Raw genomic sequence first — 23,503 nt, forward strand, 5'->3', positions numbered from 1 at the left:
TTCCCTGATAGCTCAGTTGGTAGAGCAAATGACTGTTAATCATTAGGTCACTGGTTCGAGTCCAGTTCAGGGAGCCATATCTAGCACTATATGGTGGGCGTAGCTCAGTTGGTAGAGCTCCGGATTGTGATTCCGGCGGTCGTGGGTTCAAGCCCCATCGTCCACCCCATTAGTTGCCTATTTAATATTTTCTTCCTTTCGCTTTTCCCTTCAGTATTTTTCATTTTCTACATTTCTACATTTCTACATTTCTACATTTCTACATTTCTACATTTCTACATTTCTACATTTCTACATTTCTATATTTCTACATTTCTACATTTCTACATTTCTGTTACTTGTCGTTCCTTGAGTGGTTGCTATGAATAGCCGTAGGTCTTGAGGGGGGGGGGGGGGGGTTCTCTGATAGCTTTTCGAGCCGTTTTGTTGTTCAGGTGTTGTGGTTGCTTTGGTGTTTGATAGGTCGGTCTGCAAAGTATTTCTAAGCTATTGAGAGGGGTTATCTTGCTTGCTCCTTGTTGAGTCGTGCTTATTAAAAGTCTGCACCAATCGTGGGTCGTAGATTGACTGGTTTGGGTGGGTCGTTGCTGCTTGCTAGAGTTTTCTTTGTTGTGCTCCCATTATTTACGTATCAATAACAAGATTTTTCGCTGTGGTTGGTCTGAGGTTTTATCGGATGATTCGATACGGGTGCAGGCTTCATGTTATGGGCGAATATAGCAGTCTTGGTGTGTTTGGTTTTGTAGGGGTGAGTTGATCGCTGAGGGGCTGACTGGTGCTTAGTTAAGTAGTTCTGTGATGTATGGGCCTGGGAGAAAGCTTATGTGTGGGTGCTCAGTATCAGTGGTTTCTGTGGTGTTCCGAGGTTTCTTAGTTGCTTGTAAGTGGCTATTGATATGGGAGTTGTATAGCTAATAGGTATCTGAGCTGGTCTAGTGGTTATTTAGTTTGAGAGGGTTGGGTGTCTGGATTTATTGATGGAGAGGGTTTGAAGGGTTTTCTCTGATATAAATAATATCGCTATGTTTGAAGTGCTTAAATAATTATAGAAATGGTTTTGTTGTTCAGTTGAAGTGTTTTTAATTACTTAAGTCAGAATGACTCGATAGATAAATTTTTAATTTCGAACGATTTTTATAAATGAAAAATCGAGAAAATAAAAATGGTGGAGGGAGGTGGATTCGAACCACCGAAACTTTCGTGGCAGATTTACAATCTGCTCCCTTTGGCCACTCGGGAACCCCTCCACAGCAGCGAGGCATATATTACGTATAGCCCCGCCTCTTGTAAACCCCTTTTTTAACTTTTATTCGTTAAAAGTGCTAATTTAGCTTTCATGCGCTCTTCAGGCGACAGATTATCGAATTGAGGGTCTTGTTTTGGTTGGTTGCGCTCTTTGTTTGATGAGCGTGGGTTTGCTTTGCCTTTGCTTTTATTTGCTTGAGGTTTGTTGTCTTGAGGACGTTTGCCTTTGTTGTGTTTAGGCATTGGCTTTTTCGCCTCAGGTGCAGCAGTAGGCTTCTTAGTGTTAGGAAGTGCTGGTTCATCGCTTACCGCGATGCCTTCTAAGTCAATACGAGGTTGGCCCGACTGTAGACACTTCTTGTAACGGTCAGAGCGTGTGTAAGCGGCCATGGCGCGCTTTTGTTTGCTGGCGTTAAACTCTTCGTCCAAGGTCATATCTTTATCGATACCAACCTTAAGTGGGCGAGGGTTATTCCAATCGAATGCTTTGGGGTAGCGATCTTCCAACATCTTAATCAGGCGACGATTGTTCTTCTGATTTTTCTGACGACGCTTCTCCTCGGCACTGAGTGATGCTGTTTCAGGAGTTTCGCTAGGCGTAGAGGTTGTTTCAGTATGCTCAACTTCAGTCGCAGCAGTCTCTTGGATGTCAGCGGTGATCGTTGTTTGTTGTTCAGTAGTCATAGGAGAGTCTTTTGTTTCTTGAATGTCTTCAGTTGGTTGATCTTCCAAAGCAGAGTGAAGAAGGTCAAAGTTTAAAGTGGTCTGGTTGTTGTCTGTTTCTGGCTCATCTGCCTCTGATTCAACAGGATTGAGCAGGTCTAAACTGTCTTCAATGTACAGTTGTAGCTGTTCTTCGGTTGAACGGCGCTGGCTCATTGAAGAAAGTAGATCTAACGAGGCATCACTTGGCGCGCTGCTTTCATTAGAGTGGGTGTGCTCTTTTAATTGCTCAATTTCAAGTTTAGCGAGTTCTAACTGATTCACTAAATCATCGATTTTGCCTTCTAAGGCTTTGATTAAGCGGTCCATAAGTTAATTTCCTGCATCAGCAAGCCAAAGTGGTACACGCGGAGCGTCTTCAAGGCCAACCATTTTATTTAGCTGCTGGGGGGTAGGCAGAACAACCAGAGAAGGTGTGCTGTTTTCCAACCAGCGATAGACGCTAATCAGAGCAATACAAATAATAAGAATCGCAAACAGTTTCATAGCGTTAGAATGTTAGACCCACGCCGATGGTAGCATGGCGATCGTAAGCAGTGTCGTTAGAGTTATACACCTTCATAAAAAGGTCGATACGAGTGTCATCGGTAAGACCGATGCGAAAGCCGGCCTCTGGATAAAACGCAACATCATCTAATACATTAACGCCAGCACCTAAGTAGCTCCAAACAGGAGCGGAACCATTGACATAAAATAGTGGTGTTGGCGTATAAAAGCGCATGCCAACGTGGCCGCCCGTTTCAAAGCTGTCTCGTAAAATGAAAGACACACCACCATATACTGATAGGCTACGAGGGTAAGTGTATTCCATTGAAGCATTTATAAAGCTTGATGTTGTGCCTGTTGCTGTTGTCGGCTTGCTGAAAACGCCTTCAAAGCTGAATAGAGGAGAAAATTGTCCAGCGGCAAATGCGCTGGTGGCCCCTGCAAGAAGTGCCGCTGTAACAAATTTTTTCATAAACGTTAATTAATCCAGTTGGTTAAGTTTGCTCAGCATTTGGTTCAAGCTGCTTTCCCAGTTTGTGGTTTGCTCAGCTTGTTGTGCCAGTTGTGCTTTTGTTTCGTCACGCTCTTCTGATAGCTCGTAGTTCTGCATCTCCAGTTCAGAGATGCGTTGACGAAGTGTTGAAATCTCTTCTACTGCTGCATTGATACGCTGTTCTAGGTGATGTAATAATTCGTTGTTCATGTAACTTCTATCCTGATCATATAGGTTGTTGTGGCTTGATTTTATTCAATTACCAAGCGATCACAACATCTTGTTGTTGTACGTTTAGAATTCTAGCTTCGACAGCGAGCTCGCCAATTGCAAAGTTCGGTTGAACTTGCGTAATTGTAACATTGATGTTGGCGTTATTAAGCTGTGTTTGCGCATTCTGCAATTGGTCAAATATCTCATAGCGACGAAAAACTTGAAACTGGTCGCCTTTTTTAATTCCAGCTAAGGCTCCAGCGTTTAAATAGATCTGGTTTCCTTGTGTACGAAAAATGTTGGCAACAAATGGTTGGCAACGTAAATCATCGCTGGTATCGATAGACATTGCATTCAATGTCTGAGCCACGACTTTACCATAATGTAGCGCCCAAAACTGTGAAGATCCAAAGCCAACCTTGTTGTTTTCTTCGGTGTCCCAGTTACCAACTTCATCATAACGATGTTGAAAGATCAAAGCGCCACTAAATCCATCGTAAATATATAAATCGAGCACAAAACTACGTTGTCCATCCTCTTTGTTCGCCCAGCTGAGCAAAGAGTTAAGGGGAGTCTTGTCTTTAGGATGTTTAGGGTACAGCTCACTGATGTCTCGAATCACACCACTTATGACGTATTGCACGCCAAGATCTTCGCCGATGCGAGCCACATCTGTTAATGAACCGTCATTATTAGCTGAGGTAGGTGCATTGATTAAATCGGGATAAACACTCAGATGGGTTGCCGCCAAAGCTCTTATATAACCTTGCTGGTTGATTGCGTCGACCAAGTTTTTAGGTAATTGACGACCAATGTTATGTAATGCACCGAGTGTGGCTTGTTGTGGAGATTGTAAGGCAAAGCCTGTTACGCCAACGGACTTTCGATAAGGGTTAACGGTACCGTTATCGCACATGTCGTCTGTATTAATATTAGCCTCAATGGTAAGGCTTAAAATATTATCAAACACTTGCTCCGAAATGATATCGACATTGTCAGCTTGCCCTGAGGCTTGGATAGAAAGGTTCGAGTTTAGTGTGCCATTACTTAGACTGTCATTGCTTCGTACTAATGCGCTGGCTTGAAGCGTTGCCTGTTTAATTGCCTGTTGTGTTGCGCGGTAGCGAGCATCATTTATATCTTGATTATAAATAATGGCTTGGCCCTCTGCTTGAATGACTTGTGCAGGAAGGCTCAATGACAGAAGCAGTAATAGAGAGGAAACCAAAACTTTCATTATTGCACGCTATAAAATGAGGACGGTTGTTTTTTGGGAGCTGCCATAGTGCTCGATGGTGTGCTGCGTTTACGTAACTGGCAGTTGGGATTGGAACGAATGGCCTCAGGAGAGCTGGCACATTGCCTAAAGTTTTCTTGTAATGCCAGCTCAACAACCGTTTCGAATGTACCGTCTTCCAGTTCTCGCTGTGAAATCACTTTGGCACCTACTAAATAAGCATTTACATAAGTTCGAAGTTGGTCATGTTCCATCATCATGTTGCTCAGGGAGCTGGTGCCATCCAAACTGATCCCATAAACACGTTCGGAAAGGTTTCGATAAGCTTCAAGCTTTGAGCCCCTCATGGACATAAGACGAGCTTGAGACTTCGACATGGACTTACTGGAAATTGGAGCAGAATAGCCGGTAGCATTAATGACAATAGGGTCTCTTTGTACGACATCTACGATTTCAACATTACGAGCTTGTTGCGATGCAGCTGGGCTGCCCGCTACGGATGCCATACCGTCAACACAAGGCGATGTTGAGGTGCAGATAGGCGTGCGTGGTTGCGTGGTGACACAGCCTGAAAGTAACAGCATTGATGTGCACGCCACGGTTAGCAGACCACCTTTTAATTTCATTGAAGCTCCTCCATATCGGCATGCCTTGTTCATATTGCATCGCTAAATTCATATTCCCTATAGTGTACGGTGTTTACCACCCAATCTTGAAGTAAATTTGCACAAAATTGCATCATAAGGCTGCTATTCATATGAAAATCTTGTCTTTAGAAATTGTAAGACAGGGTAATCCATTCTGGTGAAAGTCTGATCTGTGTCTATACTTATCTCGATAAAAGTGGGAGGTTGCATATGATAAATGTCCTTGAACTTAGCTTGTTGAGTCAAGCTCATAACCTGCCAGCCTCATTAGCCGAGCGTTTGCGCTTTGAAGTCGAGCAAACTCTAAAGGGATTGTATGCTGATGAGTCCTTAGCAGACCGAATTGATGATCTTTTTTTGCCCTTTGCTCGCTGGGTGAGCGACTGTTCCAAGCCTAAGCATGCACCGCTGATTCTTGGTTTAGGTGGTCCGCAAGGTTGCGGTAAAACCACTTTTTGCTCCGTTGTTAGTCATATTTTGGCAAAAGGCTTTGATTTGAATGCCGTTGTCGTCAGCTTGGACGATTTATATCTACAGCGTTCGGATCGACTGTCCTATGCCTCAAGAAAGCATCCATTATTTGGAACCAGAGGTGTGCCAGGGACTCATGATACTCAGCTGGCGCTTACTATTTTTAATCGTTTAAAAAACTTAAAAGCAGGTGAAGTAATGTACGTACCTACTTTTGATAAGTCTTTAGATGATCGTAAGCCTGTGCACCGCTGGCAAGAGGTGTCTGGCCCTGTTGATGTGATTTTCTTTGAGGGCTGGTGTGTTGGTGCTCAGGCCATGCCTGAAGAGCATTTAATGGAGCCAATGAACGTCTTGGAAAAAGACAAAGACCCTGATGGCATATGGCGTAGTGAGGTGAATAAGCATTTACAAACGGATTATCAAACGTTATTTGATTTAATTGATGTAAAAATGTGGATGCAGCCACCCAGCTTTGATGTGGTATATGATTGGCGCAATAAGCAAGAGCGTGTTCTCGAGGCGCATTTGTATGACATACATGGCGGTGTTTTAGATACGTTAGACATAAAAGTGATGTCGCCTGAAGTGTTAAAAGGCTTTATGCAATATTATGAGCGAATTACGCGTCATATGATTTGCTCGATGTTACAGCAAGCGGATGTTCAGTTTGTATTAGATGAACATCAAAAAGTGCTGGAAACAAAGTTGCCGAGCTCTCATTAAGCAGAGCAGAAATAACGCTGAGATATGATAGGCTATCGTGATAAACGATAGCCTATTTTTTTTGGAGATACCCGTGGCAGAAGCACTTGAATATATAACAGTTGATACAGCAGAGAATCCACAATATGCCGTGATTTGGCTGCATGGATTGGGTTCAGATTGTCATGACTTTGAAGGTTTGGTTCCGCAGCTAGGGTTATCAGGAAAGGGTGTGCGCTTTGTTTTTCCTAATGCGCCCATTCGTCCGGTTACGATTAATGGTGGCATGAAAATGCGTGCTTGGTATGACATATTAGAAATGACGCTCGATCGTAAGGTCGACATGGACAATATTCATGAATCGGCAGAGCAAATTGAAACCATCGTTACAGATTTAGCCGAGCAGGGGATTTCAAGTGAAAATGTCGTGATAGCAGGATTTTCCCAAGGAGGCGTAATTGCTTACCAAGTCGCCTTATTCGGTCAGCATCGCTTTGCTGGCGTAATGGCGCTGTCTACTTATCTTGCGGATCCAGACGTCATTGAAAACGATGGCTCGAATACAAACCAAGAAACACCATTTTTAATTCATCATGGCTCTTATGACCCTGTAGTGGCGCCTGTTCTAGCTGAGCGAGCTAAGCAGCACTTAGATGAATTAGGTTATGATTGTGAGTATAAAGTTTATGAGATGCCTCATGCCGTTTGCCCAGATCAAGTGCGCGATATCGCTTTATGGCTAAATCAACGTTTTTCATAAAAGGCTCGGAATAATGGACGAAGTAACGGTTGATGAGTGGCTAAGTTACGCTAAAAGTTGGGCGACACATGCGGGTGCAATGATACAGGAGGCACGCAATCTTGCTGACTTTTCTGAGCAATATAAGTCTGAGCACGAGTTAGTGACGTCAACAGATTTGGCTGTGGATGATTACTTGTGTAGACAAATTAAGCAGACTTTTCCTGATCATTTAATTTTATCTGAAGAGTCTTCTCCTGATTTAGCATTAGTGCAGAAAAGTGACGTCCCTGTATGGGTTATTGATCCCATTGATGGGACGATTAATTTTGCGCAAGGTTTACTTTACGTTGCGGTATCCATTGCCGTTTTATATCAAGGCGAGCGCTGGGTAGGGGTGGTGCATGCGCCGTTTCTAAATCAGACATTCAGTGCGATAAAAGGGCAAGGTGCTTGGCTAAACGGAGAAGAAATTCACGTAAGTAAACGTTCCGACATTCGCAATGCGATTGTGGCGACGGGGTTTCCTTATGACAAAACTGCCTTACCGCAGCTAATGCACTCATTAGGTTCAGTGTTAGCGTCTTGCCAAGATATACGGCGCAATGGCTCTGCTGCATTAGATCTGTGCGCCGTGGCGAGTGGTGTGATTGATGCTTATTACGAGACCGTTAAGCCATGGGATATGGCTGCCGGGGCCTTGATCGCGAATGAAGCGGGTGCTTTGGTTGGCAGTTATACGCCACAAAATGACTCGTGGCCTTCTGCCATAAACGGCCACTGTCTACTGGTGGCGCCCCCTGATTTATATCATTCTTTATTAGATATCTTGCAACTGTCGAAAATTTGACCTGATGTGCGTCAGTCTAGTTCATGACGTTTACTTCTAATCTGGTGATGAGTGTTTTAACCGAATAGGAGGTCGTTATGTTTTTAGATGATGTGGTTTTAGCGGGTGTTGTGACAGTAGGGTTGATGTGTGTCTTTTTTATTGGCTTTGGGGTCATTGTTTATCGTCATGTAACCCGTGACAAAAAGTGAAAACTCTGGGCATTGCAGTATTTGTGGTGCCCAATCCTCCTTCTTTTGCTGATCGTTTCCTGAACCCTGTGTAGAATAGATTCTGAGCACATGACCAGATCTCAGGAGACTTATGTCTACAACTTCATATTTTATTGCTTTGGCGGTTTGTTTACTTCTCATCGTCGCATCTATTTACTTCATCTCAAGACAGCTAAAGCTGAATAAACAGCGTGCTGATCGAATTCAAGCTGGTGAACAGCGTCTTCAAGAAGAGCGTGCGAAACGTATTGAAAGTGTTCGTATTCTTATGCAGGCCATTGAAGAGGATGACAAACTGACTTGGACAGAGGTCGCAATCCGTGTCAAAAATTTGCTAGATCAGTTAAGCATTGACTTGTCTGAACATGAAAGTGTAAGCGCGATTTATGTGGTCGAGCAAAATACGCAACATATTCCGACACATGATCAATGGAATGAGTTACCACTAAAGGCTCGCCGTAAATATCGTGACGAAATGGATGCGTTGGAAGCGAAGCATCTTGAGCAACTGCGTCAGGCAAAAATCGATTTGTTAGCGTATAAATTCGACTGATTATGGCACAAGCTATATTGGCGGTTCTAATTAGTTTTGTGGTGTTTATCACCATACTATTATTTTTTATAAAGCATCGTCAGCGTATGCCGTATTATCAGGTAGACCAAGAAGGGTGCATCAAAGTGCTTCAAGAAGCCGTTTCCGGCTCATTGTTAGAGCGTGATTGGCATATCTTTATTGGGATGCAGGTTCGCTATGATAATGAAATTGAAGCTTTGCGGTTGGCGTGCCTTGAAGTGGATGATAGGCATGTTATAAATACCGTTACTAAAAACGGAAAGGTGTACATGGTGTTCTCAAAACAGGGAACACTAGTGCTCCAAGATCTGTTAGATCATTGGCAGCATAAAAAAGACTATTTAGCTTAACTAACGAGAGAGTGGGAATTACTTATGGATGACTTGGAAAAGTGGATCGACGAAGGAAGCCAATGGCTACCTTGGATAACTGAGAAGGGTGTGGCCATCATTGCTGGCATCGTCATCTTCTTTATTGGTAAATGGCTTGCTAGACGTGTATCGGACTGGGTCGAAAACCGCATGCTTAAATCCAAAGTGGATAAAGCAGTAGCAGGCTTTGCATCGAGTATTATGTACGCTCTATTGTTTGCGGGCGTGGTGTTAATGGCCTTGGGCCAAATTGGTGTAGAAACCACATCATTTATTGCCATTTTAGGTGCGGCTGGCTTGGCAGTAGGTCTTGCTTTACAAGGGTCGTTGTCAAATTTCGCATCGGGTGTATTGATTATTCTTCTACGTCCATTCCGTGCCGGTGATTTCGTAGATGCTGGTGGTCAAATGGGAACTGTAAATCGCATTGAACTGTTCCATACTCATATGAAAACGCCGGATAACCGAGTTATTATCGTACCAAACTCGGATATTATGGACAGCTCAATTGTTAACTTCTCGCGAGAATCAACGCGTCGTTTAGATCTGGTGATCGGTATCAGTTATGAATCTGATATCAAAAAAGCGCGAGATCTAATGAAAGAAATTTTGGTTAATGATGAGCGAGTTTTGAAAGATCCGGAGCCTATTATTTGGGTCTTTGAATTAGCCGACAGTTCTGTAAACTTTGCTGTACGCCCTTGGGTTAAGGCTGAGGACTATTGGGCTTTGCGTTCAGACCTTTTAGAAAAAATTAAATACACATTTGATGAAAACGGTGTTGGTATCCCATTTCCTCAAATGGATGTACATTTGTCGAAAGAAGACTAATAGTCGTCCTTTGTAAATCAAAGGCGCTTCGTTTTCGAAGCGCCTTTTTTGTATCTAAAATATACGGGTAAGTAGAAAGTTATGAGTCGATATCGCCCACCAGGAGCACCTAAAGCTGCCTATATCACCAAAGAGGGTGCTGATAAGTTATTGGCTGAGCTTAAATATCTGTGGAAAGAAAAGCGCCCAGAAGTCACTCAAAGTGTGAGTGACGCTGCTAAGCTCGGTGATCGATCGGAGAATGCAGAATATATCTACGGAAAAAAACAGTTACGAGAGATTGATCGTCGCGTGCGTTATTTAGAGAAACGTTTAGATCAATGTACGATCGTGGATCGTCTGCCTATTGATCGTGGTATTGTGTTTTTCGGTGCTTGGGTGACTTTGGAAGATGAAGATGGAAATCTAGAGCGTTATCGTATCGTAGGCCCAGATGAAATAGATCATCATGAGGCTTATATCAGTATGGATTCGCCTGTTGCAAAAGCGTTACTAAAACGACGTGATGGGGATGAAGTCGTGTTACGACGTGTAGGCGGAGACAGAACCTTCTTTATTGAGCAAATTGAATACCTAGAGCCCTAATGTCGATGATTCGTTTTGGTATGGCGCAATGGCAACACCCTGCTTGGGTTGATTGGATCTACCCAAGGTCAGAAAGTACTGGCGCTCGATTGGGTCATTACGCGCGGTTTTTTAAAAGCGTGGAGGTGGGGAGTACCTTTTATACTGATGTGGCGCCAGAGCAGATTGAGCGTTGGTCACAACAAGTACCGGATGATTTTCGTTTTTCTTTCAAAGCACCGCGTCGTATCTCACACCAACTTAATGAAACACCTTTTGCAGAGGTGTTAAAAGACTGGCAGCAATTTCAAACATTGCTTCAACCGATTCAAGATAAGTTGGGACCCACCATGCTGCAGTTTCCTGCGTCTGTAGACAGCAGCTACCTCATGACAATAGCGCAGTTGTGCCAAAGCTGGTGCTTAACAAGCAGTTTAAGTGTTGAAGTACGCTCTTTGAGCTATTTTGATAAACAAGAAGGTGAAAGAGCATTATTACGTTTATTGGCGGGTGGTCAATACGATAAAGTGATTATGGACTCTCGTCCGGTTTTTTCTACGCCGGCGTATTGTGACAGTCTTGAGGATGCGCAACGTAAGAAGCCTCGAGTGCCTTGCCACGTATTAGCAACCGGCGGTTTTCCGGTCGTGCGTTTCATTGGGCATCCTGATCTTGAGCGAAACCATATTTGGCTAGATCAATGGGCTGCTAAACTAGAAATGTGGTTGACGGAGGGGCGAGAGCCGACGGTGTTTGTGCATTCGTCAGACAATATTGCGGCGCCAACCTTAGCTAGCTGGTTAGATGAGAAGCTATCGATCAAAATTAGCGGCTATGAGAAGCAGCTTGCTTTGCCTGTTCAGCATGAGCAGATGGGATTGTTATAGAGGAGTATGTCTAATGTATAGCTTGATATTTTACGTGCCTGAAACACACTTGGAGCAGGTCAAAGAAGCCGTATTTGCTGCTGGTGCGGGACACTTGGGAAATTACGATTTTGTGTGTTGGCAAGTAAAAGGAGAAGGTCAGTTTCAGCCGTCGTTACATGCCACTCCGTTTATTGGAGAAGCGGGTAAGCTGGAAGAGTTAGAAGAATATCGAGTCGAGATGATATTGCTGGACGATTGTCGGGAAGCGGTGGTCAGTGCGTTGAAGTTAAGCCACCCTTATGAAGAAGTGGCTTATCATCTGATTGCTATTGAGTGTTAACAATGATGTTGTCTTCATGGAAGCCATAATGGCCAGACTTATGATCTTCTATGAAGAACTCAAGTGTCTTGGTGACGCTACTGAAAGCCATCTCATCCCACGGAATGTCTGCTAATTCGAATAACTCAACTTCGGAGCTTTCTGAGGTAGGGTGAAAATCTGCTTTCTGTAATTCTGCTAAATAATAAATGTGTACTTGGTTAACATGCGGAATGCTGATCATTGAGAAGGGTTGCTTCGCAATGGCAACCGAGCCACTCTCTTCTAAGGTTTCTCTTAAGGCCCCTTCAAGCGTGGTCTCGCTGTTTTCCATAAACCCTGCTGGCAGTGTCCAGTAGCCTTTGCGCGGCTCGATATTGCGCTTGCAGAGTAGAACTTTGCCTTGGAATAGAGGCAGTGTGCCAGTGATCATTCGAGGATTATCGTAATCGATGAATTCACAGTTAGGACAAACCGCGCGTTTGCGATTATCGCCTTCTGGAATCTCCATGTTCACCTGGTGGCCGCATTTAGGGCAAAATCTCATAAGGTTACCTGCTAGCGTTTATGTTCTAGGCGTGCGTATTTAACAACTTTGTCTTCGATTTCTTGGATCTCAATGATGTAGTTATCCACCCATAAACTAATGGGGTGTTCTGGGATGAATTCAAGCGTTTCAATGATTAGTCCGTTAAGCGTTTTAGGTCCATCTGTCGGTAAGTGCCAGCTAAGTGTTTTATTGATGTCGCGAATGTGTGTTGAGCCTTCGATCCGGAATGAGCCGTCTTCCAGTAAGTTGATCTCTTCTTCTTCGTCTTCCTGTGGTGGCGTAAACTCACCGACAATCTCCTCGAGAATGTCTTCCAGTGCTGCAATCCCTTGTACATCGCCGTACTCATCTACAACGATCCCCATTTGCTGGTGATCTTTTTGGAAGTTTAGTAGCACGGTGTTAATCGACGTACTTTCAGGAATAAAGTAAGGCTCTAGTGTTGCTTTTAGTAGGGCGGCCTTGGAAGGGTTTGATTCTCTTAAGAATTGAGCCGCATGACGGGCATGCAAAATACCAATGACTTTATTAATTTCACCATTATAAACAGGCATACGCGTGTGTCGAGATTGGCAGATTTGCTCGATAATTTCTTCGATTGAATCTTCGATGTCGATTCCGACTACTTCGTTACGCGGGATCATGATGTCTTCAACAGAGACATTTTCAAGATCAAGGATCGAAAGTAGCATTTCTTGGTGGGCTGCTGGAATCAAACCACTGGCTTCGTTTACAACGGTTCGTAGTTCTTCTGAGCCCAGTTTGTCGTGGTTGCCATGAATGTGTTTAACGCCGACTAAACGCATTAATCCGTTAGACATGGTGTTTACAATGACGACTAATGGGTACAGAACTTTAAGCAGGACTGTCAGGACCCATGAGGCAGGGAAAGCAATCTTCTCTGGGTGAATCGTTGCCATGGTTTTTGGCGTCACTTCGGCAAAGATCAAAATAATCAATGTTAAGGCACCGGTTGCAATCGCAACCCCTGCGTCACCCCATATACGCACCGCAATGATGGTAGCGATGGCAGAAGCTAAAATATTGACGAAGTTGTTACCGATTAAGATAACGCCGATGAGACGGTCTGGCCGCTCAAGAAGTTTGCTGGCTTTTTTGGCGGAGCGATTTCCACTTTTCACAAGATGTTTGAGACGATACTTATTGATCGACAACATCCCTGTTTCGGAGCTAGAAAAGAACGCTGACAAAATAATTAGGAAAAACAGTATTCCAGCGAGAATACTTAAGGGAACTTCGTTCAAAAAAATTGTGCCTCAATGATATGGTCTGACCGGATTATTAGGGGTCGCAAGACGACTGTCAAATATCCTAGTCATTTATTAATGATTTCTATCGCGATCTGGGTGCCAAAGTACCCGATCATCAATAATGCAAAGCCGCTTAACGTCAGTTTTACCGCTAACTGACCACGCCAGCCTAAATACAAGCGCCCCCCTAGCAATCCGGCAAACACAAACCAAGACGCAATGGTAAAGGCTGTCTTATGCACTAAGTGCTGGGCAAACATATCGTCAATGAAATAAAAGCCCGTTGCGATGGTGATGCTTAATAAGACAAAAGCGGCCCAGATAAATTCAAACATTAAACGCTCAAGTACTTGTAATGGTGGTACTCGTAGCAGTTGTTTTAAATGGTGATTCTTTAACTGATACTCTTGGATTGCTAGCAAAATTCCTATACCACAAGCGGCGGTAAATAGACTGTAGGCGACAGAGGCAATCAAAATATGCATTGATGTGCCTAACGAACTACTGTGTAGCTGTTGTAAATCCCATGGCTCGACCGCATTAAGACCAATAATGACGGCTGCCAGAGGGAAAGCAATAGAAAGTAGCAAAGATAAATCTTTGTCACGGTTGCTGAACCACAGCAATAGGTTACCAATCAAGGCGATCAGTAAGCCTATGGTTAGAAAATCGAAGCCGTCTTTACTACCTAGCAACTGAATAAGTGCCATGGTGTGGACGACAATTGCGATCGCGCCGATGGTTTGCGTCGTGCGAACTCCGGGGCGCTGGTAATAGATACCACCAGCAGTGAGCGATAATATGCAAGCAAGCCAAAGCGAAAGATGTGTCATGTATTAGGCGATCCACTGGTTAAAACTATAGGGTGACGATCAATTCTTCGTTATAATAAAGTCAATTTCACCTTGGATAAACTGAAATACGCGGTTTTTTCCATCTAAAGCAAATTTTTGAGGGCAACATGTTTGACAATCTATCCGAACGCTTAACGTCATCCTTAGACCGAATCCGTGGTCGTGCCAAACTTACCGAAGACAATATTAAAGAAGTATTGCGCGAAGTGCGCATGGCGCTGTTGGAAGCTGACGTCGCGTTGCCCGTTGTAAAAGACTTTATTAATGCGGTGAAAGAACGTGCAGTCGGCACTGAAGTGTCGCGTAGTTTGAGCCCAGGTCAGGTATTCCTGAAGATCGTTAAGCAAGAACTTGAAGCGGTCATGGGGCAAGAGAACGATGAATTAAATCTTCGTGCTAAGCCACCTGCGGTGATTTTGTTAGCAGGTCTTCAAGGTGCCGGTAAAACCACTTCTGCCGCGAAACTTGCTAAATACTTAACCGAGCGTCAGAAAAAATCGGTGGCTGTGGTCAGTGCCGACGTTTATCGCCCCGCTGCGATTAAACAGTTAGAAACCTTGGCCAATGAGATTGGTGTCGATTTTATTCCAAGTGACATTTCGCAAAAACCAATTGATATTGCCAACAATGCCATCGATGTCGCGAAGAAGAGCCACAAAGATGTACTGATTGTCGATACAGCCGGTCGTTTGGCTATTGATGAAGACATGATGGCTGAGATCAAGGCGCTGCATGGTGCGATTGATCCAGTAGAAACATTGTTCGTTGTCGACGCAATGACGGGTCAAGACGCGGCCAATACGGCCAAAGCGTTTGGTGATGTGCTGCCGCTGACCGGTGTGATCTTGACGAAGACAGATGGTGATGCCCGTGGTGGTGCCGCGTTATCGGTACGTCATATTACAGGTAAGCCAATCAAGTTCTTAGGCGTGGGTGAAAAAACGGATGCCTTAGAGCCGTTTTACCCTGATCGATTAGCGTCTCGAATTCTTGGTATGGGTGACATGTTGTCCCTGATCGAGCAAGCCGAGCAAAAGATCGACAAAGAAAAAGCAGAAAAACTCGCTGGCAAGATTAAAAAAGGCAAAAGCTTTGACCTTGAAGACTTCCGCGAGCAACTGCAGCAAATGAAAAACATGGGCGGTATGACGTCGATGTTGGATAAGCTTCCTGGGATGGGGCAGTTAGGTGATATCCAAGATAAAGTGAACGATAAAATGTTCGTGCAGATGGAAGCCCTGATTAACTCTATGACGCCAGAAGAGCGCCGTAACCCTGATGCGATCAACGGCTCACGTAAAAAACGTATCTCGGCGGGTGCAGGCTTACAAATTCAAGATTTAAATCGTCTTCTAAAACAGCACAAACAGATGCAGAAGATGATGAAGAAATTCAGCTCAAAAGGCGGCATGAAAAAAATGATGCGCGGCTTGGGTGGAATGATGCCTGGCGGTATGCCAGGTGGCGGGAACTTCCCGAAATTCTAAAGTTTTACCTTAGAATGAAAAAATGTTTAAAGGGCGATCAATTCGCCCTTTTGTTTTTCGGTCGAATCGACTAGAATATGCCGCCTTCTTGTAGTAGGACTCACAAAGAGCCCAACAAGAGGTGTTTCGTTAAGCAATAAGGAACCAATCATATGGTAACTATTCGTCTTTCTCGTGGTGGCTCTAAGAAGCGCCCTTTCTATCACTTGAACGTGGCTGACAGCCGCCGTGCTCGTGATGGTCGTTTTATCGAGCGTATCGGGTTCTTTAACCCTGTTGCTCGTGGTCAAGAAGAACGTCTACGTGTAGACCTAGACCGTGTTAATCACTGGGTAGGCCAAGGCGCGCAACTTTCTGACCGTGTTGCTCAGCTTGTTAAAGAAGCTGGCAAAAACGCTTAATACTGGAGTAATGCTATGTCTACTGTAAAACAGGCGAAAGCTCCTGAGCAGGCGCTTGTAGTTGGACGCATTACATCAGTATATGGTGTTAAAGGGTGGGTGAAGTTGTATTCCCATACCGACCCAATGATTGGAATCTTTGATTACAAACATTGGTGGCTGAAAACCCCTAGTGGGTGGAAAGTTATAGAGTTAAGCCAAGGGCGCACACAAGGGCGTGGTTTGGTGGCAGCAATTAAAGGGTATAACGACCGCGATCTTGTTAAAGAGATCTGTGGCTTGGATATCTATATTGATGCCAATGATCTTCCTGAACTTGAGGACGGTGATTATTACTGGTCGCAATTGGAAGGTCTTAAGGTAATTACTAATGAGGGTGTTCTTCTAGGTAAAGTCTCGCAACTGATGGAAACTGGCGCAAATGATGTGGTAGTGGTTCGGAGTTGTGAAGGCAGTTACGATCGTGAAGAGCGTTTGATTCCCTATGTACCGGATCAGTTTATTTTAAGCATTGACTTAGAAAAACAAGAAATGGTCGTAGATTGGGATCCAGACTTCTAAGATCTAACGAGGCCTAGCGTGCGAATCGGTGTAGTGACGCTGTTTCCAGAGATGTTTCAAGCCATTACCCAACATGGTGTAACGGGCAGAGCCTTCAAATCTGGACTCGTCGAAGTGGATTATTTTAATCCAAGAGCCTTTGCGCACGACAAACACAAGACGGTCGATGATCGTCCTTATGGTGGTGGCCCGGGGATGCTGATGAAAGTTCAGCCCCTAAAAGATGCGATTGAGAGTGCCAAGCAATGGGTACCCAACGCAAAAGTTATTTATCTATCCCCTCAGGGGCGTACGCTGACGCAGGAAGGCGTGCAACAGCTTGCTAAACAAGCAGAATTTATTCTGGTAGCAGGCCGTTATGAAGGCGTTGATGAGCGTTTGATTCAATCTCAGATTGATGAGGAATGGTCCATTGGCGACTTTGTCCTAAGTGGTGGTGAGTTGCCGGCTATGGTGTTGATGGACTCTGTCTTTCGCATGATACCTGGCGTGTTAGGCAAACAGGCCTCTGCAGATGAAGATTCATTTTCAGATGGCTTACTTGATTGTCCACATTATACTCGCCCCGAAGTACTTGAAGGTGAACCTGTACCACCTGTACTACTTAGTGGCAACCATGAGGCGATACGGTGCTGGCGCTTAAAGCAAAAGCTCGGAAGAACTTGGCAACGCCGGCCTGACCTTCTGCAAGACCTTGAGTTGGACAAGGAACAGCAGAAGTTGTTAAAAGAGTTTATTCGTGAAACTGAAGTTTCAACCTCGGCAGAGTAGGAATCACGAGCTTATCAGAACGTTATAACCTTCGCGCTGATAAGAAACCATATCATTAGGAGTCACATCCATGAGTAATAAAACTAAGCTGATTCAACAGCTAGAGTCAGAGCAAATGACGAAAGAGATCCCGGCCTTCGGTCCTGGTGATACTGTTGTTGTTCAGGTTAAAGTAAAAGAAGGTACTCGTGAGCGTCTACAGGCTTACGAAGGTGTTGTAATTGCAAAACGTAACCGTGGCCTAAACTCTGCGTTCACAGTTCGCAAAATCTCTAGCGGTATCGGTGTGGAACGTGCGTTCCAAACTTACAGCCCGCTTGTGGACAGCATTGAAGTGAAACGTCGCGGTGACGTGCGTCAAGCTAAGATCTACTTCCTACGTGAGCGTTCAGGTAAATCTGCACGTATCAAAGAGAAATTGGCAAAACGCTAATTTCTTTAGTAGTGATAAAAAAAGGCGACTTCGGTCGCCTTTTTTTATGGAACTTCAATAGAGTATGGTGGCCTAATAAGGCAATCATAACGAGCAGAGGTTGATATGGGATACGTAGCCAAGAGTGTGTCGGCAGTCGCTTTGACACTAATAGGGATGACACAAGTGCAAGCGGGTGAGCAAGAGGTCCGAACAGCCGTGGCGAATGCATTACCGCAATATGCCGTTGAGTCGATTGAGCAGCATTCGGGTAGTGGTTTATACGTAGTAACACTTGATAATGGACCGATTCTTCATGTGACACCTAATGGTGAATATTTTATCGCCGGAGATATGTTTCAAATTGATGGTAAAAACCTAATCAATGAAACTGAACAAAAAAAGCTAGCTAAGATCGAGCAACTTCCAGAATCTGAGATGATCGTCTACAAGGCTGAGAATGAAAAAGCTCATATATCAGTGTTCACTGATATCTCTTGCGGCTACTGCCGTATGTTGCACAAAGAAGTCGAAGAGTTAAACGATCTAGGGATCACTGTTCGTTATCTTGCATACCCGCGTGCAGGTGTGGGGTCGGAATCTTACAATCAAATGGTGAATATCTGGTGTTCGGATGATCCTAAGCAATGGATGACCAACGCGAAGTTGGGTAAAGAAGTACCGGATAACAAGTGTACTAACCCTGTCGCTAGCCAGTTTCGTTTAGGAAACAGTGTTGGCGTGCGTGGTACGCCAAGCATCATTTTGGATAACGGTAAGTTCATTCCTGGCTATTTGCCAGCACAAGAGTTAGCAAAAGAACTAAACCTTTAGATGTTTACAGATATAATCTACCAAACTAAGGCCTAGTTCAGGCTTTTCTTCGTTGGGTTTAGCCACAACTGACGGTATAATCTTTGGTCACCTAATCGCTTTTTATCAGCGAGAACAAAATTATTAAAACCGTCAGTTGTGGGGTATCGTTTTGAAACCGGTAAAAGTCGGAATATGTGGTCTTGGAACAGTAGGTTCCGGTACGTTTAACATCCTGCGTAATAACGCAGAAGAAATTACACGACGTGTAGGCCGTAGCATTGTTGTAGAGCAAATTGGCGCGCGTCAAGTTAATCCTACCTGTGACACCACTGACATTAATACCACGGGTGATATTTTTGAGGTTGCTAACAATCCTGATATCGACATCGTGGTTGAGTTGATTGGCGGCACCAGCGTTGCTCGTGAGCTAGTGTTAACGGCGATCGAAAATGGTAAGCATGTAGTGACAGCGAACAAAGCTTTGATTGCAGAATACGGCAATGAGATCTTTGCAAAAGCGCAAGCAAAAGGCGTCATGGTCGCATTTGAAGCGGCTGTTGCAGGCGGCATCCCAATTATTAAGATGCTGCGCGAAGGTTTGTCTTCAAACAAGATTGAATGGTTAGCCGGTATCATTAATGGTACAGGTAACTTCATCATGACTGAGATGAGCGAAAAAGGCCGTGCCTTTGATGACGTGCTTAAAGAAGCTCAAGAGCTGGGCTACGCTGAAGCCGATCCTACGTTCGATGTAGAAGGTATTGATGCCGCACATAAACTGACTATTTTGGCGTCGATTGCTTACGGCATTCCGCTACAATTTGAAAAAACTTACACGGAAGGCATTAGCCGTATCACTGCGGAAGATGTGTCTTTTGCCCGTGAATTGGGTTATTCCATTAAACATCTAGGTGTTGCACGTCGAACGAAAGCGGGTGTTGAGCTACGTGTCCATCCGACTTTGATTTCTCAAAAAGCATTACTGGCGAATGTAAATGGCGTGATGAATGCTGTCATGGTAAAAGGCGATGCGGTCGGTCCTACTCTAACGTATGGCGCTGGCGCTGGCGCAATGCCAACTGGGTCTTCAGTTGTTGCTGACATCATTGATGTTGCTCGCACATTGACAGCAGATCCAACCAATCGCGTTCCGCACTTGGCATTCCAGCCTGATCAGCTGTCTGATGCTGAGATCTTGCCAATGGAAGAGATCGAATGTGGCTTCTTCCTAAATATGACGATTCAAGATCGTGCGGGTGTATTGGCCAACATCACACAAATTCTTTCGACGAATGGCATCAGCATTGAATCCGTTATTCAGCGTGAGCGTGAAGGCAGTGATCTAGTGCCATTGGTTGTCATGACGCATGACGTGAAAGAGCGCAACATGAATGCTGCCATTGCAGCGATCGAAGCTTTGCCAGATGTTGCGGGTTCTGTTCAACGAATCCGTGTTGAAAATCTGGCGTAAGAGGATTAGGTAATGAAATACGTTTCTACTCGTGGCCAAGCTCCTGCATTAGGCTTTGGCGATGTTCTGTTAGCCGGTTTGGCGAGCGACGGTGGCCTTTATGTGCCAGAAAAGCTGCCAACTTTCTCACAAGAAGAAATCGCATCTTGGGCATCATTGAGCTACCAAGAACTCGCATTCAAAGTAATGTGGCCGTTTGTTGAAGGTGAAGTACCTGAAAGCGAATTCAAGCGCATGATTGATGAAGCTTACGCTGGTTTTAACCATTCTGCTGTCGCACCGATGGTGCAAACCGACAACAACGAATGGGTGTTGGAATTATTCCGTGGGCCAACGTTGGCGTTTAAAGATTTTGCATTGCAGTTATTGGGCCGTTTGATGGACTACATCTTGGGTCAGCGCGGTGAAAAACTGGTCATTATGGGGGCAACATCCGGTGACACAGGTTCCGCTGCCATTGAAGGTTGCCGTCACTCTGAGCATCTAGATATCTTTATCTTGCATCCTTATCAGCGTGTTTCAGAAGTGCAACGTCGTCAGATGACGACTGTGATTGATGACAATGTTTTCAATATTGCAGTGAAAGGTAACTTTGACGATTGTCAGGGCATGATTAAAGCAAGTTTTGCAGATCAAGGTTTCTTGAAAGGTGCGAAATTGGGTGCAGTAAACTCGATCAACTGGGCACGTATTATGGCTCAGATCGTTTACTACTTCTCTTCTGCCTTGGCCGTGGGTGGTCCGCATCGTAAAGTGTCTTTCTCTGTGCCTACGGGTAACTTTGGTGACATTTTTGCCGGTTACTTGGCTAAGCAAATGGGCTTGCCGATTGATCAGTTGGTTGTGGCAACAAACCAGAACGATATTTTGCACCGTACCATCGCTACGAATGATATGAGTCGCCAATCTCTGAATGTGACGCTTTCTCCAAGTATGGACATCATGGTATCAAGCAACTTCGAGCGCTTGCTATTTGATGCTCATGGTCGTGACAGCGCAGCATTAGCTGATTTGATGGCGCGCTTTAATGCAGGTGACGTTACACTCAACGATGAGGCTTGGTCATTTGTGAAAGAGAACTTTGACAGTTACAAAGTCGATGATACGCGTACCTGTGAAGTGATCTCTGAAGTGTTCCAGTCAACTCAGTACTTGCTTGATCCACACACTGCGATTGGTCTTGAAGCGGCACGTCAGTGTTGGAAAGACAAGTCTGTACCAATGATTACGTTGGCAACGGCTCATCCTGTGAAGTTCCCAGAAGCTGTTGAAAAAGCAGGTTGTGACTTACCAAGTTTACCTGAGCACATGAAAGACTTATTCGAGCGTGATGAAGCGTACGAAGTCATTGATAACGATCTATCTGCCGTACAAGGCTTTGTTGCAGATCGTATTTAGTTCTAAGCAGAGCAAGTAGGCCTTCTACTTGCTCTCTTCCTCTCCCTTTTATCGATTTCTCCTATCCTATGAATCTTATTTTATTAGCTCCGGAACAAGTCGTTTCAGACGATCGCTATGCGCTCAACGAACGTCAACTAAAGCACATTCAACAGGTTCTGAAAAAAGGCCAAGGTGATACGTTACGTGTTGGCGTTCTCAATGGTGCGATAGGTGATGCTGAATTCGATGCCTTGCAAGGGGAAGCTGTTATTCAAAGTTTATCCATTGAGCCACCAAAAGCGTTACCGCTGGAGCTGGTACTAGCACTGCCGAGACCGAATATGCTTAAGCGTACGCTGATGAATATTACGGCGATGGGCGTTAAAACCATTCACTTATTGAACTCCGCAAAAGTGGAAAAAAGCTACTGGCAAAGTCCAGTACTTACTGAAGCGTCTTTACATTCGTACTTAATTGAGGGGTTAGAGCAAGCCCGCGATACGGTACTTCCTACCTTGCATCGACAAGTTCGCTTTCGACCCTTTGTGGAAGATATATTGCCTACAATAATGGATGGCAAAATTGGACTGGTAGCACATCCTTATCAAGCTGAGGCTTGTCCTGTTGCTTTGACTGAGCCAAGCATCTTAGCCATTGGTCCAGAAGGCGGATGGAATGAGTTTGAGATGCAAAAATGGGGCGAAGCCGGTATGAAAACGGTGCATTTAGGGGATCGAATATTAAAGGTTGAAACTGCTGTACCTGTGCTTTTATCGCGGCTTTACCCAGCGTATTAATAAAACTTTACTATCAATTTGGTTAACTTTTAAGCTATCTTTCTAGATTACGTACAGCAAGTGGAAAAGAGCATATGCCAGAGTACAAGAAGCAACCATGGCATTTGATTTGGAAACGATGGTTCTCAGTGACCTTAAACGCTGGAGCGATCAATCATTCGTTTACCAACAGTTCTCGACGAACATTTATTATCAATTTATTTTGCCTTGTCGGTGTGTTGTTCACAGCGCCTTTGGGTATTCTTTCTTTACTTCAAGGAAACCTTCTTGTTGGCATTGCTCTTCTAGTGATTGCCACAATTTATGTTCTTAATCATCTCTATCTACGCCGTACACGTAACTATCTTTTTTCGGCCAATGTCATTTTATACCCGCTTTATACGCTCATGCTGTATCTTGTTTACAGTGGCGGTGTAAACGGCACTGGTCATGTTTGGATATATTGTATTCCCCCTGTTTCTTTGTTTCTGCATGGTTTGAAGCGCGGCTTGTTGGAAGTTTTTGTATTTATACTGGCACTGATATTTATACTTTTTGTGATTCCAACTCCCTTTGATAAGTTGGGTTATCACCCTGATTTGAAAACGCGGATTATTTACTCGTTTATTTTAATAGCCTTTTTGTCGACCATTTATGAGTACATATCGTCGCGCTTTAATCAGTCTCTCCAAGAGTTGTCTGTAAAACTTGAGGTCGCTGCTACCACCGATCCATTAACAGGATTACTAAATCGACGAGGTCTACAACAGCGCTTTGAGGCGTTGCAGTGGCATGCACCTGCGCTGCTGTTGTTGGATATCGATCATTTTAAGCGGATAAACGATGACTACGGCCATAAATATGGTGATGAGTATTTGGTTTTGTTTGCGCGAACCTTAGAGGCGTTTTTCCCCAAGCAGGAAAGCTTAGTGTCGCGTTGGGGCGGGGAAGAGTTTTTAGTGGTTATAGAAAAAGTGGATAATCTTAAGGATATGGCTGAAGCGCTTAGAGAAGCGCTTAAAGCAATTACGTTAAGTACTGGCTATGACGCAAATATGTCTGCGACTGTCAGTATCGGCGTTACTCATGTTGGGGTCGGAGAAGATATTTTGAAAGCGATTTCTCGGGCGGATCAAGGCTTATATATAGCGAAGAATGCCGGGCGAAATAGAGTTGAAGCGATAGACTAAGGGTGAATACTAGG

29 protein-coding genes and 3 tRNA genes are annotated in these 23,503 nt (G+C 44.3%); 22 read left to right on the top strand and 10 right to left on the bottom strand.

All coding sequences use genetic code 11. The features are described from left to right. Position 1 precedes the first annotated feature (1 nt). Both AYW76_RS15955 and AYW76_RS15960 read left to right on the top strand, forming a co-directional pair. Positions 2 to 77, top strand: a tRNA-Asn gene (locus AYW76_RS15955). A gap of 16 nt (positions 78 to 93) precedes the next feature. After that, positions 94 to 169, top strand: a tRNA-His gene (locus AYW76_RS15960). 994 nt (positions 170 to 1,163) lie between these two features. Here the strand turns inward: AYW76_RS15960 and AYW76_RS15965 are convergent. The 7 genes from AYW76_RS15965 to AYW76_RS15990 all read right to left on the bottom strand — a co-directional run bounded on the left by AYW76_RS15965 (position 1,164) and on the right by AYW76_RS15990 (position 5,023). Then, a tRNA-Tyr gene (locus AYW76_RS15965) sits at positions 1,164 to 1,247 on the bottom strand. Positions 1,248 to 1,299: 52 nt separating this feature from the next. Further along, positions 1,300 to 2,277: a ProQ/FINO family protein gene (locus AYW76_RS15970; protein WP_067222948.1), complete on the bottom strand. Its 978-nt coding sequence runs from the start codon at positions 2,275 to 2,277 to the stop codon at positions 1,300 to 1,302. A gap of 3 nt (positions 2,278 to 2,280) precedes the next feature. Then, positions 2,281 to 2,454 (bottom strand): hypothetical protein, encoded by a 174-nt coding sequence (locus AYW76_RS19150; RefSeq protein WP_156489098.1) that lies wholly within the window; start codon positions 2,452 to 2,454, stop codon positions 2,281 to 2,283. Positions 2,455 to 2,458: 4 nt separating this feature from the next. Next, entirely contained in the window at positions 2,459 to 2,926 is a 468-nt protein-coding gene (locus AYW76_RS15975; RefSeq protein ID WP_067033553.1) for a hypothetical protein, read from the bottom strand. Positions 2,927 to 2,935: 9 nt separating this feature from the next. Then, positions 2,936 to 3,157, bottom strand: a complete 222-nt coding sequence (locus AYW76_RS15980) for a cell division protein ZapB (protein WP_067033555.1) — start codon at positions 3,155 to 3,157, stop codon at positions 2,936 to 2,938. A 49-nt stretch (positions 3,158 to 3,206) separates the two neighbouring features. Beyond that, positions 3,207 to 4,397 (bottom strand): flagellar assembly protein FlgT, encoded by a 1,191-nt coding sequence (locus AYW76_RS15985; RefSeq protein ID WP_067222951.1) that lies wholly within the window; start codon positions 4,395 to 4,397, stop codon positions 3,207 to 3,209. Further along, positions 4,397 to 5,023, bottom strand: a complete 627-nt coding sequence (locus AYW76_RS15990) for an LPP20 family lipoprotein (RefSeq protein ID WP_067033561.1) — start codon at positions 5,021 to 5,023, stop codon at positions 4,397 to 4,399. Before AYW76_RS15990 ends, AYW76_RS15985 begins: the two co-directional genes overlap by 1 nt. A gap of 231 nt (positions 5,024 to 5,254) precedes the next feature. Here AYW76_RS15990 and AYW76_RS15995 point away from each other — a divergent pair, with 231 nt between their 5' ends. From AYW76_RS15995 to AYW76_RS16035, 10 genes are all read left to right on the top strand, one after another. After that, complete coding sequence (locus AYW76_RS15995) at positions 5,255 to 6,241, top strand: hypothetical protein (protein ID WP_067033563.1); 987 nt, start codon at positions 5,255 to 5,257, stop codon at positions 6,239 to 6,241. A gap of 73 nt (positions 6,242 to 6,314) precedes the next feature. Continuing rightward, positions 6,315 to 6,980: an alpha/beta hydrolase gene (locus tag AYW76_RS16000; RefSeq protein ID WP_067033566.1), complete on the top strand. Its 666-nt coding sequence runs from the start codon at positions 6,315 to 6,317 to the stop codon at positions 6,978 to 6,980. Between the two features lie 13 nt (positions 6,981 to 6,993). Further along, positions 6,994 to 7,809 (top strand): inositol monophosphatase family protein, encoded by an 816-nt coding sequence (locus AYW76_RS16005; RefSeq protein ID WP_067222954.1) that lies wholly within the window; start codon positions 6,994 to 6,996, stop codon positions 7,807 to 7,809. 77 nt (positions 7,810 to 7,886) lie between these two features. Next, complete coding sequence (gene ccoM, locus AYW76_RS19600; protein WP_331709461.1) at positions 7,887 to 8,000, top strand: cytochrome c oxidase subunit CcoM; 114 nt, start codon at positions 7,887 to 7,889, stop codon at positions 7,998 to 8,000. A 112-nt stretch (positions 8,001 to 8,112) separates the two neighbouring features. Then, the gene (locus AYW76_RS16010; protein WP_067222958.1) at positions 8,113 to 8,574 is read left to right on the top strand and encodes a DUF2489 domain-containing protein; all 462 of its coding nucleotides are present in this window, start codon (positions 8,113 to 8,115) and stop codon (positions 8,572 to 8,574) included. Positions 8,575 to 8,576: 2 nt separating this feature from the next. Beyond that, a complete protein-coding gene (locus AYW76_RS16015; RefSeq protein ID WP_082866271.1) occupies positions 8,577 to 8,945 on the top strand; it encodes a hypothetical protein in 369 nt (122 codons plus the stop codon). A gap of 24 nt (positions 8,946 to 8,969) precedes the next feature. Then, positions 8,970 to 9,797 (top strand): mechanosensitive ion channel family protein, encoded by an 828-nt coding sequence (locus tag AYW76_RS16020; protein WP_067033576.1) that lies wholly within the window; start codon positions 8,970 to 8,972, stop codon positions 9,795 to 9,797. Between the two features lie 81 nt (positions 9,798 to 9,878). Next, the gene (gene greB, locus AYW76_RS16025; protein ID WP_067033580.1) at positions 9,879 to 10,382 is read left to right on the top strand and encodes a transcription elongation factor GreB; all 504 of its coding nucleotides are present in this window, start codon (positions 9,879 to 9,881) and stop codon (positions 10,380 to 10,382) included. Further along, positions 10,382 to 11,248 carry a DUF72 domain-containing protein gene (locus AYW76_RS16030; protein WP_067222961.1) on the top strand — a complete coding sequence of 289 codons (867 nt, stop codon included), beginning with the start codon at positions 10,382 to 10,384 and terminating at the stop codon, positions 11,246 to 11,248. Before greB ends, AYW76_RS16030 begins: the two co-directional genes overlap by 1 nt. 13 nt (positions 11,249 to 11,261) lie before the next feature. Continuing rightward, positions 11,262 to 11,570, top strand: a complete 309-nt coding sequence (locus AYW76_RS16035; RefSeq protein WP_067222964.1) for an NGG1p interacting factor NIF3 — start codon at positions 11,262 to 11,264, stop codon at positions 11,568 to 11,570. Here the strand turns inward: AYW76_RS16035 and AYW76_RS16040 are convergent. The 3 genes from AYW76_RS16040 to AYW76_RS16050 form a co-directional block, all read right to left on the bottom strand. Beyond that, the gene (locus tag AYW76_RS16040; protein WP_067222967.1) at positions 11,557 to 12,096 is read right to left on the bottom strand and encodes an NUDIX hydrolase; all 540 of its coding nucleotides are present in this window, start codon (positions 12,094 to 12,096) and stop codon (positions 11,557 to 11,559) included. The two genes, AYW76_RS16035 and AYW76_RS16040, sit on opposite strands and share 14 nt — an antisense overlap. Positions 12,097 to 12,107: 11 nt before the next feature. Beyond that, a complete protein-coding gene (locus tag AYW76_RS16045) occupies positions 12,108 to 13,364 on the bottom strand; it encodes an HlyC/CorC family transporter (RefSeq protein ID WP_067033592.1) in 1,257 nt (418 codons plus the stop codon). 71 nt (positions 13,365 to 13,435) lie between these two features. Further along, the gene (locus AYW76_RS16050) at positions 13,436 to 14,203 is read right to left on the bottom strand and encodes a cytochrome C assembly family protein (RefSeq protein WP_067033594.1); all 768 of its coding nucleotides are present in this window, start codon (positions 14,201 to 14,203) and stop codon (positions 13,436 to 13,438) included. Between the two features lie 128 nt (positions 14,204 to 14,331). Between AYW76_RS16050 and ffh the strand changes: the two genes are divergently transcribed. The 10 genes from ffh (at position 14,332) to AYW76_RS16100 (ending at position 23,489) form a co-directional block, all read left to right on the top strand. Then, positions 14,332 to 15,711, top strand: a complete 1,380-nt coding sequence (ffh, locus tag AYW76_RS16055) for a signal recognition particle protein (RefSeq protein WP_067033597.1) — start codon at positions 14,332 to 14,334, stop codon at positions 15,709 to 15,711. Between the two features lie 152 nt (positions 15,712 to 15,863). Continuing rightward, positions 15,864 to 16,112, top strand: coding sequence for a 30S ribosomal protein S16 (rpsP, locus tag AYW76_RS16060; RefSeq protein WP_067033600.1), 249 nt, complete (start codon positions 15,864 to 15,866; stop codon positions 16,110 to 16,112). 15 nt (positions 16,113 to 16,127) lie between these two features. After that, complete coding sequence (rimM, locus tag AYW76_RS16065) at positions 16,128 to 16,673, top strand: ribosome maturation factor RimM (RefSeq protein ID WP_067033603.1); 546 nt, start codon at positions 16,128 to 16,130, stop codon at positions 16,671 to 16,673. An 18-nt stretch (positions 16,674 to 16,691) separates the two neighbouring features. Next, positions 16,692 to 17,444 (top strand): tRNA (guanosine(37)-N1)-methyltransferase TrmD, encoded by a 753-nt coding sequence (gene trmD / locus AYW76_RS16070; RefSeq protein WP_067222970.1) that lies wholly within the window; start codon positions 16,692 to 16,694, stop codon positions 17,442 to 17,444. Between the two features lie 70 nt (positions 17,445 to 17,514). Then, entirely contained in the window at positions 17,515 to 17,877 is a 363-nt protein-coding gene (rplS, locus tag AYW76_RS16075; protein ID WP_067033609.1) for a 50S ribosomal protein L19, read from the top strand. Positions 17,878 to 17,982: 105 nt separating this feature from the next. Then, on the top strand, positions 17,983 to 18,690 hold the full coding sequence (locus AYW76_RS16080; RefSeq protein WP_067222973.1) for a thioredoxin fold domain-containing protein: 708 nt from the start codon (positions 17,983 to 17,985) through the stop codon (positions 18,688 to 18,690). A gap of 151 nt (positions 18,691 to 18,841) precedes the next feature. Then, a complete protein-coding gene (locus AYW76_RS16085; RefSeq protein WP_067033614.1) occupies positions 18,842 to 20,143 on the top strand; it encodes a homoserine dehydrogenase in 1,302 nt (433 codons plus the stop codon). A 12-nt stretch (positions 20,144 to 20,155) separates the two neighbouring features. Continuing rightward, positions 20,156 to 21,541, top strand: coding sequence for a threonine synthase (gene thrC / locus AYW76_RS16090; protein ID WP_067222976.1), 1,386 nt, complete (start codon positions 20,156 to 20,158; stop codon positions 21,539 to 21,541). Positions 21,542 to 21,609: 68 nt separating this feature from the next. Continuing rightward, on the top strand, positions 21,610 to 22,320 hold the full coding sequence (locus tag AYW76_RS16095) for a 16S rRNA (uracil(1498)-N(3))-methyltransferase (RefSeq protein WP_067222980.1): 711 nt from the start codon (positions 21,610 to 21,612) through the stop codon (positions 22,318 to 22,320). A gap of 74 nt (positions 22,321 to 22,394) precedes the next feature. Beyond that, on the top strand, positions 22,395 to 23,489 hold the full coding sequence (locus tag AYW76_RS16100) for a GGDEF domain-containing protein (protein WP_067222984.1): 1,095 nt from the start codon (positions 22,395 to 22,397) through the stop codon (positions 23,487 to 23,489). Positions 23,490 to 23,503: the final 14 nt, after the last annotated feature.

Source organism: Marinomonas gallaica (genome assembly GCF_001639745.1).
GTDB lineage: Bacteria > Pseudomonadota > Gammaproteobacteria > Pseudomonadales > Marinomonadaceae > Marinomonas > Marinomonas gallaica.

What these genes read in the sequence shown, in the direction of transcription:
- AYW76_RS16005 (WP_067222954.1), top strand. Translation starts at nt 6,994, where the DNA reads ATGGACGAAGTAACGGTTGATGAGTGGCTAAGTTACGCTAAAAGTTGG.
- ffh (WP_067033597.1), top strand. Translation starts at nt 14,332, where the DNA reads ATGTTTGACAATCTATCCGAACGCTTAACGTCATCCTTAGACCGAATC.
- AYW76_RS16020 (WP_067033576.1), top strand. Translation starts at nt 8,970, where the DNA reads ATGGATGACTTGGAAAAGTGGATCGACGAAGGAAGCCAATGGCTACCT.
- AYW76_RS16010 (WP_067222958.1), top strand. Translation starts at nt 8,113, where the DNA reads ATGTCTACAACTTCATATTTTATTGCTTTGGCGGTTTGTTTACTTCTC.
- greB (WP_067033580.1), top strand. Translation starts at nt 9,879, where the DNA reads ATGAGTCGATATCGCCCACCAGGAGCACCTAAAGCTGCCTATATCACC.
- AYW76_RS15995 (WP_067033563.1), top strand. Translation starts at nt 5,255, where the DNA reads ATGATAAATGTCCTTGAACTTAGCTTGTTGAGTCAAGCTCATAACCTG.
- AYW76_RS16035 (WP_067222964.1), top strand. Translation starts at nt 11,262, where the DNA reads ATGTATAGCTTGATATTTTACGTGCCTGAAACACACTTGGAGCAGGTC.
- AYW76_RS19150 (WP_156489098.1), bottom strand. Translation starts at nt 2,454, where the DNA reads ATGAAACTGTTTGCGATTCTTATTATTTGTATTGCTCTGATTAGCGTC.
- AYW76_RS15990 (WP_067033561.1), bottom strand. Translation starts at nt 5,023, where the DNA reads ATGAAATTAAAAGGTGGTCTGCTAACCGTGGCGTGCACATCAATGCTG.
- AYW76_RS15975 (WP_067033553.1), bottom strand. Translation starts at nt 2,926, where the DNA reads ATGAAAAAATTTGTTACAGCGGCACTTCTTGCAGGGGCCACCAGCGCA.
- AYW76_RS16095 (WP_067222980.1), top strand. Translation starts at nt 21,610, where the DNA reads ATGAATCTTATTTTATTAGCTCCGGAACAAGTCGTTTCAGACGATCGC.
- AYW76_RS16050 (WP_067033594.1), bottom strand. Translation starts at nt 14,203, where the DNA reads ATGACACATCTTTCGCTTTGGCTTGCTTGCATATTATCGCTCACTGCT.
- AYW76_RS15980 (WP_067033555.1), bottom strand. Translation starts at nt 3,157, where the DNA reads ATGAACAACGAATTATTACATCACCTAGAACAGCGTATCAATGCAGCA.
- rpsP (WP_067033600.1), top strand. Translation starts at nt 15,864, where the DNA reads ATGGTAACTATTCGTCTTTCTCGTGGTGGCTCTAAGAAGCGCCCTTTC.
- AYW76_RS15970 (WP_067222948.1), bottom strand. Translation starts at nt 2,277, where the DNA reads ATGGACCGCTTAATCAAAGCCTTAGAAGGCAAAATCGATGATTTAGTG.
- AYW76_RS15985 (WP_067222951.1), bottom strand. Translation starts at nt 4,397, where the DNA reads ATGAAAGTTTTGGTTTCCTCTCTATTACTGCTTCTGTCATTGAGCCTT.
- AYW76_RS16015 (WP_082866271.1), top strand. Translation starts at nt 8,577, where the DNA reads ATGGCACAAGCTATATTGGCGGTTCTAATTAGTTTTGTGGTGTTTATC.
- AYW76_RS16030 (WP_067222961.1), top strand. Translation starts at nt 10,382, where the DNA reads ATGTCGATGATTCGTTTTGGTATGGCGCAATGGCAACACCCTGCTTGG.
- AYW76_RS16080 (WP_067222973.1), top strand. Translation starts at nt 17,983, where the DNA reads ATGGGATACGTAGCCAAGAGTGTGTCGGCAGTCGCTTTGACACTAATA.
- rimM (WP_067033603.1), top strand. Translation starts at nt 16,128, where the DNA reads ATGTCTACTGTAAAACAGGCGAAAGCTCCTGAGCAGGCGCTTGTAGTT.
- AYW76_RS16040 (WP_067222967.1), bottom strand. Translation starts at nt 12,096, where the DNA reads ATGAGATTTTGCCCTAAATGCGGCCACCAGGTGAACATGGAGATTCCA.
- AYW76_RS16100 (WP_067222984.1), top strand. Translation starts at nt 22,395, where the DNA reads ATGCCAGAGTACAAGAAGCAACCATGGCATTTGATTTGGAAACGATGG.
- rplS (WP_067033609.1), top strand. Translation starts at nt 17,515, where the DNA reads ATGAGTAATAAAACTAAGCTGATTCAACAGCTAGAGTCAGAGCAAATG.
- ccoM (WP_331709461.1), top strand. Translation starts at nt 7,887, where the DNA reads ATGTTTTTAGATGATGTGGTTTTAGCGGGTGTTGTGACAGTAGGGTTG.
- thrC (WP_067222976.1), top strand. Translation starts at nt 20,156, where the DNA reads ATGAAATACGTTTCTACTCGTGGCCAAGCTCCTGCATTAGGCTTTGGC.